The sequence below is a fragment of the Legionella adelaidensis genome, from assembly GCF_900637865.1.
GTDB lineage: Bacteria > Pseudomonadota > Gammaproteobacteria > Legionellales > Legionellaceae > Legionella_A > Legionella_A adelaidensis.
On the sequence record NZ_LR134420.1, the window covers coordinates 160,150 to 173,328 of the forward strand.

Below are 13,179 nucleotides of genomic sequence, written 5' to 3' on the forward strand. Positions count from 1 at the left end.
ATTTCTTTTTACTTTATGCGTGCTTTTTTAAAAACTTTAAGCAATTTCAGCAGGGCTATAACTACTCGCTCCTATTGCTATCGCCCTGAAAATGAGAAGCAAGTGAAAGAAGTCTTCCTCACTTCCCCAACCAAAAATTTTTTACCCCGAGGAAATGGTTTAAGCTATAGCGATTGTTGTCTTTTAAACAAGGGCAATATAATTGAAACCACTCGCCTGCGTCACTTGATTTCCTTTGACAAAAAAACCGGTGTAGCCATATGCCAGGCAGGCGTCACTTTCGCTGACTTGTTTTTATTAGATAAAGATTTCATTCCCCCTGTTTTACCAGGCACCCTCTTTGCCACGCTAGCTGGTGGAGTGGCTAATGATGTGCATGGAAAAAATAACCATAACTTCGGCACTATAGGACAACATATTTTATGGTTAGAATTACAAGTAGATAAAGAAAGTGTGTATTGTTCCCCTACTGACAATTCTTCTTTATTTTATGCCACGATAGGAGGATTAGGGTTAACGGGTTTTATAAAACGTTTAAGCATCCAACTGCAAAAAGCGTCTCATATAGTGGAGCGTCAATCGATTAAATTTACTAACTTTGAAAATTTACTCCACTTCATGCAAACGGAAGGTCTTCGAAGTACATACCAAGCAGCGTGGCTACAACTAAATAATACGGAAAATGCTTTGCTTATCACTGGTACTACGGTTCATGACAGCGACTATACGCCAATTATGAAAAAAAGTTTTCGCATTCCCAATTTACCTTTCAAAGTAATTAGTGCACTCGCTATAAAGTATTTTAATTGGTTATATTTTCATCTAAGTTCTACCACTAAACAAAGAATGCCTTTATGGGAGTTTAATAATCCGCTTGATAAAATTCAAAATTGGAACCACTTATATGGAAAAAAAGGATTATTACAATTCCAGGCTGTATTCGGTCAGAAAGATGCCCTCCTTCACATCCATACTGTTTTAAAAATTATTCAAGAAAATAAAGCAACTCCTACTTTATCCGTTCTCAAATATTTCACGAATGGCGGAGCGGGTCTTTTGTCTTTTGTGGAGCCAGGATTCACCCTGGCTATAGATTTCATCCATAATGATTATGCTCGCAAAACTATTAGTGCTTTAAACCAATATATTTGTGAAATTGGAGGTAAGGTTTATTTGGCTAAAGATTTGTTTTTAACCGAGCAACAATATAATTCAATGTATAAAAACCATCTATCTTTTTCGCAGATTCTCCATCAATATAATAGCCCCATGTGTTCTGATCTGAGTAAACGCTTAGGTATAACTCTTATAAAAGCAGAGAAACAATGAGTCAGCAAAAAAGGACCTGGATAATCGTTGGGGCTACATCAATCATTGCCCAAGAATTTGCAGCCATTGCCGCAAAAAACAAACATCCCTTAGTACTTGTAGGCCGAAATAAAGAGCAACTTTCTCTAATAGCGTCTGATTTACAATTACGCCATAAAATAAGCTGTGATATTTTGGTTACTGATTTAAGCAAAAAATATGATGTTTTGCTGCAATATATCACTAACTCTTCCATCGAAAGCGATTTGTTTTTAGCGCATACCACCATGGTTTCCAATCAAGAATTATCCGCAGCGACCATACAAGAAGTTATTCATACTAATATATTGAGCACAATCGAAATCATCCATACTTATTTACAAAAGAAACAAGCAGAACACCATCTCCTCTTTTTGAGCTCTGTGGCTGCTCTACGAGGTAGGGCCAAAAACAGTCTGTATGGGGCAAGTAAAGCAGCTATTGAGGTTTATCTGCAAGGATTGCAACAGCAGGCGGATAAAAATACTTGCATAACGATTGCACGGTTAGGTTTCATTGATACGAGATTAACTTTCGGAGAACCCGGCGTTTTTTATGCCTCGCCTCCTGAGGCATGTGCCCGTGCTTGCTGGAAGGCAGTTAAAAATCATAAACGGGTAATTTATCACCCTTTCTTTTGGCGTTATATAATGGCCATTATCCGGCACCTTCCCTTTTTTATTTATAAAAAAATGAAAGTGTAAGATTGGCTCACCGTACCAGAGTAAACATAGGAATAAACACAGGAATGATGTGGAAAAATTGCAGGATATAAATAACTACTACAATCACTGCTAATATATTCAATAGACTTTTAATCGCAGGAGCCATTGGAATAAACACATTGATTAACCACATAACCAAGCCAATAACGACGATAATCAGGAAAAGATTCAACAATGCATTAAGAGCCATAATAAATTTCCTTATTTATTAACACTAGGGTTAGTATAGCATATAGATTTTTTGCCCACCGCAAGTACATTTGTAGCCTGGTTGCTTGTCAACCAGGTTTCAGGCTCTCTCTTTTAGCTTGATTAAAACCTGGTTGACAAGCAACCAGGCTACTATTTATTCAAATTACATTTTTAAGGGAATTCGTGACTCTTCAAAAACATTTTTTGTTAGGAATGCATGATGGAGAGCTTTTACCCCTTCGTCTAAATGGGATTCATCGATTACTACAGAGATTTTAATTTCGGAGGTAGTAATCACCTGAATATTAATTCCTGAATTTGCAAGAATTTTAAACATAGTTGGGGCAACCTCAGGGTGGCTTTTTAGTCCTGCACCTACGAGAGATAATTTGGCCAATTTATCAATTCCATGAACCTCTTTGGCATCAATTTCTTTAGCAATTCTATTTAATAATTGTAAGGTCGGTTGATATTCGTCACGGTGTACGGTGAAAGTAAATTCTTTTTTATTATCTCCCGACATATGTTGTAAAATCGTATCCACGTTTACGCCAATCGAACTAATTTCCGCTAAGATACGTGAAGCTATCCCAGGGGCATCGGGAACACCTGCAATAGTTATTTTGGTTTCATTACGGCTAAAAGCAATCCCAGTCACCGAGAAAGACTCCATGCTTTCTTCTTTTTTATAGGTAATTAATGTTCCAGGCCCCTCTTTCGCTGAAGACAAAACCCGTAAGGGTACTTTAAATTTCCCCGCAAATTCTACCGCTCTAATTTGTAAAACTTTTGCCCCTAAACTGGCCAGCTCAAGCATTTCCTCAAAGGTAACCGTGTCTAACCGTTTAGCATCAGGAACCACACGAGGATCAGTAGTGTACACACCATCCACATCGGTATAAATTTGACATTCATCCGCTTGTAAAGCAGCTGCAATAGCTACGGCTGTGGTATCAGAACCGCCTCGACCTAACGTGGTAATATTACCCTCGCTATCAACGCCTTGAAATCCCGCTACCACAACCACCCGTCCTGCTTTTAAATCTTCTTTCATCGGCTGGGTATCAATTTGTTGAATACGCGCCTTCTTAAATTGACTATCCGTTTTAATACGTGCCTGGGTACCGGTATAAGAGCGGGCAGGAATACCACGATTAATAAGTGCCATAGCCATTAACGCCATAGACACCTGTTCTCCGGTAGAAATTAAAGCGGCATATTCACGCGATTCCGGGCTCTCACTCATTTGATGCGCTAAACCAATCAATCTATCTGTTTCGCCGCTCATTGCGGAAACCACTACCACTACCTCATGTCCGGCATGTTTGGCTTTTGCGACTATATCCGCTGCGTGATTAATATGTGCTAAGGTAGCAACTGATGTTCCGCCAAATTTCTGTACCAGTAATCCCATTAAAATACCTTTTATTTAAATCGCATATTCAGCGATAAGTGAATCGATTTGTGCAAGTTTTTCATTTAAGTCAGCAGGAACAGGTCCTCCCCCTTGCGCCATATCTTCTCTTCCCCCCCCCTTACCACACAAATGCTTTACAATTGTTGCGGCACCGGGTGCTTTCCCGATAATATTCTTACCCACCCCCACTACTACATTCATTTTATCTTGTTCCAAGGTATATAAAACAATAACTGCTGAATGTAAGTTAGATTTCAGCTGGTCTAATAAACTTCTTAATCCTTGGTTGTCTGTAGCTTCTAATTTCTTTACTAGTAACTCTATATCGCCAACTTTCTTTGTTTCCTTTAGTAATTCATTGCTGGATTTTGAAGCAAGTTTTGATTGTAAGCGAATAATTTCTTTTTCCCGCGCTTTTCCTTCTTGCATAAGTTGGCTGAGTTTTTCAGTTAACTGACCAGGAGTGCCCTTTAGTTTGGCTGCAGCGTCATTTAAAATAGTCAATTGCTCATTGACCCAATCGAGGGCATGGGCACCTGTTACCATTTCGATACGCCTGACTCCACTAGCTACCCCATATTCGGAAACAATTTTGAATAAGCCAATATCGCCCGTTCGTTTTGCGTGCGTGCCACCACAAAGCTCTTTTGAAAAACTACCCAAGCTTAACACCCGCACATTTTCGCCATATTTCTCACCAAATAAAGCAACCGCCCCACTTTTCTGAGCTGTTGCAATATCCATAATTTCAGTAACCACTTCATAATTTTCACGGATTTTCTCGTTAACTAAATTTTCCAAGGCCACTAAATCAGCTGTAGTTAATGCGTCAAAATGAGAAAAATCAAAACGTGCCCTTTCAGCATCTACTAAAGAACCTTTTTGTTGCACATGCTCACCAACAAGTTTTTTCAAAGCCGCATGCAATAAATGGGTGGCCGTATGATTCAGACGAATGGCGTCACGACGTTGAAAATCCACCTCGGAATTAATACTTTGCCCTTCTACTAACTCACCGCTAACTAATGTGCCATAATGAACAATGGCTTGGCCACTGCGTTGTGTATCCTCCACTTCAAAGCAGGTATTTCCGGCAACTAACTTTCCACGATCGCCGACTTGTCCTCCGCTTTCAGCATAGAAAGGAGTATGATCTAAAACGATAGCGGCCTTATCCCCGGATTGCAGCTTATTTACTTTTTTTCCCTCTATCAATAATGAAAGCACTTTACTTTCCATAGTATTATGCTCGTAACCATGGAAAGTCGATGTTTCTTCTAATTTCAGAGCGGCATTGTAATCTACATTGAATTGACTGGCAGATTGGGATTGTACACGTTGCTGCTGCATACATTCTTCGAATCCAGCTATATCAATGGCAAGATTTTGTTCTCTAGCAATATCTGCAGTTAAATCAATGGGAAAACCGTATGTATCATAGAGTTTAAAAGCAACTTCACCAGGAATTTCCCTTCCTTTTAGAGTAGAAATTTCTTCTTGCAAAAGGCGTAATCCTTGTTCCAAAGTACGTGCAAACTGGCTTTCCTCTTGGGCCAAAATGCGTTCAATATTATTTCTCTGTTTAGAAAGTTCAGGATAAGCCTCACCCATTACTTCGACTAAAGGAGAAACTAAAAGGCTAAAAAACGGAGTAGGCAACCCTAATTTATTACCATGACGTATCGCTCTACGAATGATTCGCCTTAAAACATACCCGCGTCCTTCATTACTGGGGAGCACCCCATCGGCAATTAAAAATGAACAAGCCCGAATGTGATCAGCAATTACTTTTAAGGATGGATGTTCCGGATCGACCCCTTTCACCATTTTGAGAATGGCATGAATTAAATGTTGGAAAAGATCAATGTGATAATTGTTATGTACGCCCTGTACTACCGCGGCAATTCTTTCTAAACCCATACCAGTATCCACGGAAGGTTTAGGCAGCGGATGCAAGTGTCCGCTTTTATCGCGATTGAACTGCATAAACACTAAATTCCAAATCTCAATGTAACGGTCTCCATCCTCTTCGGGGCTCCCGGGAGGGCCTCCAGGAATATCGGGGCCATGATCATAAAAAATTTCGGTACAAGGCCCACAAGGTCCTGTGTCACCCATAGACCAAAAATTATCTTTCTCGCCACAACGAGAAAAACGTTTACTGGAAACCCCAATTTCTTTTAACCAAATATCAGCCGCTTCGTCATCATCAGTAAATACTGTCACCCACAAACGCTCAGGTGGTAATTTTAAAACTTGGGTTAAAAACTCCCAAGCGAATGCAATAGCTTCACGCTTAAAGTAATCACCAAAGCTAAAGTTTCCTAACATTTCAAAAAAAGTGTGATGGCGCGCCGTATAACCAACATTTTCAAGGTCATTATGCTTACCCCCAGCCCGAACACAACGCTGAGAGCTAACTGCTCGCGTATACGGCCGAGATTCCAAGCCTAAAAAAGTATCTTTAAATTGGACCATACCCGCATTTGTAAATAATAAAGTAGGGTCATTTCCGGGAACCAATGGGCTAGAAGCAATCACTTGATGCCCGCGCTCTTTAAAAAAATCTAAAAATGCCTGTCTTATGTCGGAACTTTTCATAATGTTTTCTATCTTCTCGTATAAATATTTTGAACCCTTTGGATTTCCCTTTCTGCAAAATTTCCGCTTACTTACGTGCGCGCTCGGTAATCCAAGCCCAACCGGTAGGGAGTGGAGATTTAGTTTTCTGCGCGAACCGTAGGTAATCGTAACCTGGTTGCTTGCAACCAGGTTTTCAGCCTGACAACTCAACCCTCCTCATGCTTCATTTTTGGGTTTCGGCGCCAACCTGCTTCTACTTCAGCAATAACGTCTGGGGTAAATCCGCGGTACAATAAAAAGCGTTTCTGCTTTTGCATTTCGGCAAAATTATCTGCGGGACTCTTATATTTCTTTTCCCACACGGCAAAAGCGTAATGTACCCAGCTTTCTTGGTCCCCCTCAATAACTTCTTCTACAATTTCTGGCACAATGCGCAAATTTTTCAATTCCTGCTCAACTCTCACCGGACCATATCCTTGGCGAACGCGCATGCGGCAAAAACTTTCTGCAAAACGTCGATCATCTTGTAAGCCCAAGGATTGACACTCCTTTAATGCTTTGGCAATTTCCTCAGGAGCAAATCCTTTTAACTTTAACTTATTGTGCAATTCAAAAGCCCCATGCTCACGTCTCGTTAAGAGACGCAAGGCAGCGGCGTATGCTTTATTCATCCACTAATTCAACTTCATCTATTTCAGACGCCGCTGGTAGTTTTTTTACTAACATCTCGGCACGAATTTGCTGCTCAAGTTCGGCTGCAATTTTTGGATTATCTTTTAAATATTGGCGAACGTTGTCTTTTCCTTGGCCAATTTTTTCCTGTTTATAACTATACCAAGCGCCCGCTTTTTCTATTAAACCAAGCTGGGTGGCTAAATTGATCACCTCGCTTTCGCGTGAAATGCCTTCATTATAGAAAATATCAAACTCCGCTATTCTGAAAGGAGGAGCGACTTTGTTTTTAACCACTTTTACCCGTGTTTCACTACCTAAAATTTCTTCCCCTTTTTTAATAGAACCAGTTCGGCGAATATCCAAACGCACTGAAGCATAAAATTTCAATGCATTACCGCCTGTCGTTGTTTCAGGGCTACCAAACATGACGCCAATTTTCATACGGATTTGGTTAATAAAAATAACCAAGGTATTGGAGCGTTTAATATTAGCTGTCAATTTACGAAGCGCTTGGGACATTAATCGGGCTTGTAGACCAACGTGCGAATCACCCATCTCCCCTTCAATTTCTGCTTTTGGTGTTAAGGCCGCCACGGAGTCTACAATAATGACATCCACTGCTGCAGAACGTACTAACATGTCAGTAATTTCTAAAGCTTGCTCTCCTGTGTCTGGTTGAGAGATCAATAATTCATCAACTTTCACCCCCAGTTTTTCCGCATAACTAGGATCTAGAGCATGCTCGGCATCAATAAAAGCGGCAGTGCCCCCATTTTTTTGACACTCGGCAATAACTTGTAAGGTAAGTGTAGTTTTACCAGAAGATTCCGGGCCATAAATTTCTACGACTCGACCTTTGGGCAACCCTCCAATACCTAATGCAATATCCAACCCCAGGGAACCAGTAGAAATTGCTTCAATATCACGAACTGCCGACGCATCCCCCATACGCATAACTGAACCTTTACCAAATTGGCGTTCAATTTGAGCGAGTGCGGCATTTAGAGCTTTTTGTTTATTATCTTCCATAAGTTCACCTGTAGGATTTGCAAAGCGAAAATTATCCCACAGATGCGCTTATGCGGCAAACCCAGTACGCAAGGATTAAAAGCGGTATGAAAAATCATCGCAGCTTCTTGTTCTTTGTATTGGCATAGATTTTTCCAGAAAAAATCTATGCCGATTAGCTATTTTAGGTAGAGGAGTCAGCATACTTTTTGGAGAAGCAAGGGGGACGGGCACTTCTGTAATAATGCTTAACTTTGGCCTGCGTAAATAACTGGCAACTTCTTCAAATCCATTCGTACTCGCTCTTTTAGCAGCCATCATTTTAGATTTTGGAGAAGGGAAATGCGCACTAAGAAATTCAACTATTTCCAAATGCCCTGCCGCTGCTGCTATAACAAGCGCTTTGTCGATCACTTTAGGGTGAAATACCCCTTTTACTGAAAAGAAATATTTTACCAGCTCGGCATGCCCCTCCTGGGCAGCTATATGCAAAGACTCATTAAAACAATGGGGACGTGGCCTGGGTAATAGGGAACTTAAATAATGAACAATAAGGTGGTTATCAAGCTTGGTTGCCACCTGCATAGCATTCTCTATAGCTTTTTGTCTCGGCAAGCGTTCTTTAATGGTAAAAAATTGATGTACGAGATCTATCCGTTCTAAATAGACTGCCTCTAATAATCCTTGGTCCAATGCGTGGCTTTGCGGAGCAATGGGAAAACGGTGAAAAAATTGCAACATCCGTAAGTGTTTACTTTTTGTAGCGGCAATCAACCCGTCGTTAACATTTTTTTGTGTAATAGGCGCCCCAGGGAGCGAACTCAAGGACTGTAATATGTCTATCTCGTCTGTCAGTATGGCCTCTTCTACTGCCCTATAAATTGCAGCAGTAGAGGGCTTATTAATAGGTAAACTACAAAGTTGATTAACCAGGGCTAAATTATTTTGCATAACCGCTTGAAATAGACCCCGCTCAACCGCCCCTGCCATTTGCGGGCTTGGTACACTCCCTGCTAAATATAAGGCCACGGCAATTTGATTATTTCTAACAGCGATATTAAATCCCTTAACAATCATAGGTATACTGGGTGCGGACTTAGGAAGATTAGTTAAATGTTTAACCACTTCTATATGTCCATTGATCACTGCTTTCTCAAAGGAGAGATCAATTACACGCTGTTTAGGGTGGTATTTTTTTCTATCACTCAGTTCCTTTACAACCGTTTCTTCCCCATTCTCTGCAGCTATCAATAAAATATTGTCAAGAATATTTTGCGGTGGTTTGACCCGACTTTTCTCACAAAAAAAATGAACGACTGACCACTGTTTTTCTTGAGCGGCTGTCAAGGCTGCCAAACTAATACTGGAAGAACTAAATTTATATTGTTCATCTAACCAGCTTAAACATCCTATATTCCCTGCGCGCGCACTCTTTTGAAATATACTTTCGTCTTCATATTTTTTGCCAACCCACTGCTTATGATGCGGGTATTTTTGATTTAAAAGAACGATAATTGTTTCTCTCAAATGGGGCTCATCTATAGCGGTAAATAATTCAATCAAAAGCCGTTCATAATTGTTCACACCCTCTGCATCTAATTGCGGTTCTATATCAATTGCTTCAATAAAAGCATCTAAATTAAATGTTTTATTACGTACAAAAAGCGCTGTAGCAATACTGCGGTATAATTCATATTTATCCGTAGGGCATAGATGGGGGGACGAAGAAAACTCACTTAAACAAGCTAATTGAGGAACTATTTTTGACCAGGCATCTTCAAGAGCATAAAAATTATTTCGCTCAAATACCTCACCTACCTCTTCGCTTAAACAGCGTAAATAACTATCCTCTAACTCTTTTATCTTTTTAGTAATAATTTCATTTTTTCCCTTATATTTTTTTAAACGATAAACCAGGGAAGGATCCTCCAAGGAACAAGGGAACTTCAAAACCTTATCTATTATTTTTTCATACACTAAAGAGGCTATTTCTGTATTGCTTTTTTCATAAGTTGAAAATAATGACATGAGCTGATGAATTACTTCCCCTTCAGCATGGAATACCCTGTCCATATTTTCTAAAAACTTCTCTACTACCCCAATATCAATTCTTTCCTGTAATGCCGGAGAGTAAGGAAGCAAATGGAAAATGGCCATCTCAAGTTCTTCAATCATCTGAGAAAGCGTACTCATCGTTAATAAAGACGCCAAATAACTTAACATCCGGGGGCCATGCTCTGCAGAAAAATTAATTATTTTGGCTAATTTCTGATGGGAAATATGCTGATTAAACAGTTCTTGCAGCTTCGAATTCCAAACCGGATCTTTCTCACTTTCATTCACATAAAAAGCTGCGAGTAAAAAATCATCGTTAAAAAAAGCGTATAAATTATCAAAATTTTTATCACTAAAGGTAAATTGCGGCTCCAGGAAAGTCACTTCGACAGAAGACAAAGTCTCGGGGATACACCTCACCCCCGTTAGGGAAAAGGTTTGAAAACCTCTTTCTAAGCAAGCAATTTTCCCAGCGGCCTGGGATAGTGGTATGGTCTCATTATAGGCGTTTAACAGTTGATATAAGCTGGCTATAGGTCCATCAACCTCACCCAATTGTACCAAGTTATAACTTAAAAAATCCTGAAGGATATTCGCTGTTAAAATCTTTTCCACAGAAACATTATTTCTGATTAACCATAATAGGAATGCACATAACTCTTCGGGGTTATCAATAAATTTTCTATATATGAAAGCAATTCCTATAGGATTCTCTTGTTCTGCCAAAGCACAAGCTAATTTCTCATAATAACAATCCACTTGATATTGTTTAACAAGGAAAGCTATTTCTTTATAACTAGCTAATTTTTGGTTATGGGCATAATAAGCAAGTGCGCCTTCTCCATCTACTTTCAGAAAAGAATGAAATAATACTATTAATTGTTGTTGCAAAATTAGCTCATCTGGTAGAGTAAAAATATATTCAAAAATTACTTCATATGCATTAGAGGTTGGGGAGCTACTTTTTTCTTTTAGAACTGCAAGAAAGTGCAAATATTTTTCATTCTCTTTTAGTAGTGCCCCACTATCTGAAGATTTTTGAGCTAGCGCAGGTAACAGTTTTTCGATGCGAACTTCGCTGAGGAGCTTTCGCTGCTCTTGTAAAGTTTTTTGGTATTCAACTTCAATTTCTGCGGGAGAGTATGAAAGCAAGCCAGGGAAGACACCTTCGTGATGGAGCCAGGAAAATAAATCATGAAGCATGGTATGCCCTCTCATTTCATCCGTGGTGATTCCATTATTAAAGAATTACAACACAAAGATCAAGACACAAAAACATGTAGGTTAGTGTCGCAAGTCTCCTCAATGAATTTAAGGTAAAGTTCAGTCATACGGGTATGTATAAAAACAAAGAATTTAAAGCCATATTCTTGACAATTTACCCTTCTCACCCTTAGCATTCATCCATTCTTTGCTTAGGATTAGACCATGACGATTCACCAATTGCGCACGCTGGTGAGTAAAGATTTTGAAGCCGTTAATGCCTTAATTATTGAAAAAACGCAATCACAGGTAACCTTAATCGACGATCTTACCAATCATATCGTCCAAAGCGGTGGCAAGCGTTTAAGACCACTACTTGTCTTATTGGCAAGCAGAGCCTGCAATTATTTAGGAATGGATCACATTATTTTAGCCACTATGGTGGAATTTTTCCACACGGCAACTTTACTTCACGACGACGTCATTGATGAGTCTACCTTGCGAAGGGGTCGAGAAACCGCCAATGAAATTTGGGGCAGTAAAGCCAGCATTTTAGTAGGCGATCATTTATTTACCCAATACATGCAATTGATGATTGCGGTAGGTAATATGAAAATAATGCGCCTTTTAACTGACATTTCCTACCAAATCGGTTGCGGTGAATTAAAACAATTAGCGAATCGGAATAACCCTGCAGTAACTGAAGAAGAATATTTTGAAGTCATCCGCTCTAAAACTTCTTTATTATTCGCAGCTTCGTCTACCTTGGGAGCCCTGATTAGCGGTAGTGATGAGACTACAGAAAGAGCCTTGTACGATTTCGGTTTACACGTAGGAAATGCATTTCAACTAATAGATGACGCACTAGACTACTGCTCAGACCCCAAAACCTTAGGTAAAAATATTGGGGATGATCTAGCCGATGGGAAACCAACTTTACCCTTAATCCATGTCTTACGAACCGGAACCCCGGAACAAAAAGCGTGTGTAAATCAAAGTATACGGCAAGGAGCACTTGCCAATCTCCCAGCTATTCTGGAAGCTATTACTGAAACTAAAGCAATAGAATTCACAAGGGAAGTAGCGGCCAGAGAAGTAGACAAAGCCCTCACAGCTTTACAACATCTCCCTGACTCAGAATACAAAGAAGCCTTAAAGGCTTTCGCATACTACGCCATAGAACGCGATCATTAACGGAGTGTAGCTCAGCCTGGTAGAGCACTGCCTTCGGGAGGCAGGGGTCGCAGGTTCAATTCCTGTCACTCCGACCAGTTCAAAGCGTATCTATATAAAACTTCCATAGAACGGTTACCAATATTATTCACCTGCTTTTATAAAAATATTTTTATTTTTACAATTAAAAATCAAATAATTAAGTTAAGATAAAATAGACTTGACCCTTCGGTTTATCATCAGGCAATATATGTGGCGCCTATGATCTTGAATAAGCGGATATGGGTGGAACACGGAATTGTTATTTTAAAAATTATCTTATGCCTAAAATATTACTAGTTTCTTCTGAAGTACATAAACAATTGGCTTCCGAACAACTTAATTTGTGTTTACCGTTAGTTAAAAATGCAGGGTATGATTATCAAGTTGAGTTATTACAAGCAGGCGCTTACGAAATTCCATTTGTAATTAATACTTACCATCAAAACAAGTCTTTTGATGGTTATATTGCATTAGGTTTAATTCTAAAAGCGAATCTGGAACATTATAAAAACATTATGTCTCATATTCGTTACTGTTTTACCCAGTTTGCTCTAAATGACATAATAGTGGGCAATGGAATTGTTAGTGGCTCCACTACTGAAGAGCTAAGAGAAAAGATTCATAATTCAAATCCATGTCTTTCAGCTTATCCATCCGCCTTTAATGCTGTTGATTGTCTTATCAAATTAAGAAATAAAATTACCCTTTAACTTAATAAATATATGAAATATTTTTATTACTTTTAGGAAACTTTAAATT

10 protein-coding genes and 1 tRNA gene are annotated in these 13,179 nt (G+C 39.4%); 5 read left to right on the top strand and 6 right to left on the bottom strand.

What is annotated here, in order from left to right; genetic code table 11:
• The first annotated feature begins 15 nt into the window (after positions 1-15).
• Together EL206_RS04040 and EL206_RS04045 are read left to right on the top strand one after the other, a co-directional pair.
• Positions 16-1,329 (top strand): FAD-binding oxidoreductase, encoded by a 1,314-nt coding sequence (locus tag EL206_RS04040; protein WP_058461359.1) that lies wholly within the window; start codon positions 16-18, stop codon positions 1,327-1,329.
• Positions 1,326-2,051: an SDR family NAD(P)-dependent oxidoreductase gene (locus tag EL206_RS04045; protein WP_058461358.1), complete on the top strand. Its 726-nt coding sequence runs from the start codon at positions 1,326-1,328 to the stop codon at positions 2,049-2,051. The genes EL206_RS04040 and EL206_RS04045 overlap by 4 nt, the downstream gene beginning before the upstream one ends.
• Before the next feature lie 7 nt (positions 2,052-2,058).
• Here the strand turns inward: EL206_RS04045 and EL206_RS04050 are convergent, their stop codons facing one another.
• From EL206_RS04050 to EL206_RS04075, 6 genes are all read right to left on the bottom strand, one after another.
• Positions 2,059-2,262: a Thivi_2564 family membrane protein gene (locus EL206_RS04050; RefSeq protein WP_058461357.1), complete on the bottom strand. Its 204-nt coding sequence runs from the start codon at positions 2,260-2,262 to the stop codon at positions 2,059-2,061.
• A 165-nt stretch (positions 2,263-2,427) separates the two neighbouring features.
• Positions 2,428-3,678, bottom strand: coding sequence for an aspartate kinase (locus tag EL206_RS04055; protein ID WP_058461356.1), 1,251 nt, complete (start codon positions 3,676-3,678; stop codon positions 2,428-2,430).
• A 15-nt stretch (positions 3,679-3,693) separates the two neighbouring features.
• Positions 3,694-6,282 (bottom strand): alanine--tRNA ligase, encoded by a 2,589-nt coding sequence (gene alaS, locus EL206_RS04060; RefSeq protein ID WP_058461355.1) that lies wholly within the window; start codon positions 6,280-6,282, stop codon positions 3,694-3,696.
• A gap of 188 nt (positions 6,283-6,470) precedes the next feature.
• Entirely contained in the window at positions 6,471-6,935 is a 465-nt protein-coding gene (gene recX, locus EL206_RS04065; RefSeq protein ID WP_058461354.1) for a recombination regulator RecX, read from the bottom strand.
• Positions 6,928-7,968 carry a recombinase RecA gene (gene recA / locus EL206_RS04070; RefSeq protein ID WP_058461353.1) on the bottom strand — a complete coding sequence of 347 codons (1,041 nt, stop codon included), beginning with the start codon at positions 7,966-7,968 and terminating at the stop codon, positions 6,928-6,930. The genes recX and recA overlap by 8 nt, the downstream gene beginning before the upstream one ends.
• A gap of 75 nt (positions 7,969-8,043) precedes the next feature.
• Positions 8,044-11,220: an ankyrin repeat domain-containing protein gene (locus tag EL206_RS04075; protein WP_058461352.1), complete on the bottom strand. Its 3,177-nt coding sequence runs from the start codon at positions 11,218-11,220 to the stop codon at positions 8,044-8,046.
• 210 nt (positions 11,221-11,430) lie between these two features.
• Here EL206_RS04075 and EL206_RS04080 point away from each other — a divergent pair, with 210 nt between their 5' ends.
• From EL206_RS04080 to EL206_RS04090, 3 genes are all read left to right on the top strand, one after another.
• Complete coding sequence (locus EL206_RS04080; protein ID WP_058461351.1) at positions 11,431-12,399, top strand: polyprenyl synthetase family protein; 969 nt, start codon at positions 11,431-11,433, stop codon at positions 12,397-12,399.
• A tRNA-Pro gene (locus tag EL206_RS04085) sits at positions 12,400-12,476 on the top strand.
• Between the two features lie 222 nt (positions 12,477-12,698).
• A complete protein-coding gene (locus EL206_RS04090; RefSeq protein WP_058462339.1) occupies positions 12,699-13,130 on the top strand; it encodes a 6,7-dimethyl-8-ribityllumazine synthase in 432 nt (143 codons plus the stop codon).
• The last annotated feature ends 49 nt before the right edge of the window (positions 13,131-13,179 follow it).

What these genes read in the sequence shown, in the direction of transcription:
- EL206_RS04055 (WP_058461356.1), bottom strand. Translation starts at nt 3,678, where the DNA reads ATGGGATTACTGGTACAGAAATTTGGCGGAACATCAGTTGCTACCTTA.
- EL206_RS04080 (WP_058461351.1), top strand. Translation starts at nt 11,431, where the DNA reads ATGACGATTCACCAATTGCGCACGCTGGTGAGTAAAGATTTTGAAGCC.
- recA (WP_058461353.1), bottom strand. Translation starts at nt 7,968, where the DNA reads ATGGAAGATAATAAACAAAAAGCTCTAAATGCCGCACTCGCTCAAATT.
- EL206_RS04040 (WP_058461359.1), top strand. Translation starts at nt 16, where the DNA reads ATGCGTGCTTTTTTAAAAACTTTAAGCAATTTCAGCAGGGCTATAACT.
- alaS (WP_058461355.1), bottom strand. Translation starts at nt 6,282, where the DNA reads ATGAAAAGTTCCGACATAAGACAGGCATTTTTAGATTTTTTTAAAGAG.
- EL206_RS04050 (WP_058461357.1), bottom strand. Translation starts at nt 2,262, where the DNA reads ATGGCTCTTAATGCATTGTTGAATCTTTTCCTGATTATCGTCGTTATT.
- recX (WP_058461354.1), bottom strand. Translation starts at nt 6,935, where the DNA reads ATGAATAAAGCATACGCCGCTGCCTTGCGTCTCTTAACGAGACGTGAG.
- EL206_RS04045 (WP_058461358.1), top strand. Translation starts at nt 1,326, where the DNA reads ATGAGTCAGCAAAAAAGGACCTGGATAATCGTTGGGGCTACATCAATC.
- EL206_RS04075 (WP_058461352.1), bottom strand. Translation starts at nt 11,220, where the DNA reads ATGAGAGGGCATACCATGCTTCATGATTTATTTTCCTGGCTCCATCAC.
- EL206_RS04090 (WP_058462339.1), top strand. Translation starts at nt 12,699, where the DNA reads ATGCCTAAAATATTACTAGTTTCTTCTGAAGTACATAAACAATTGGCT.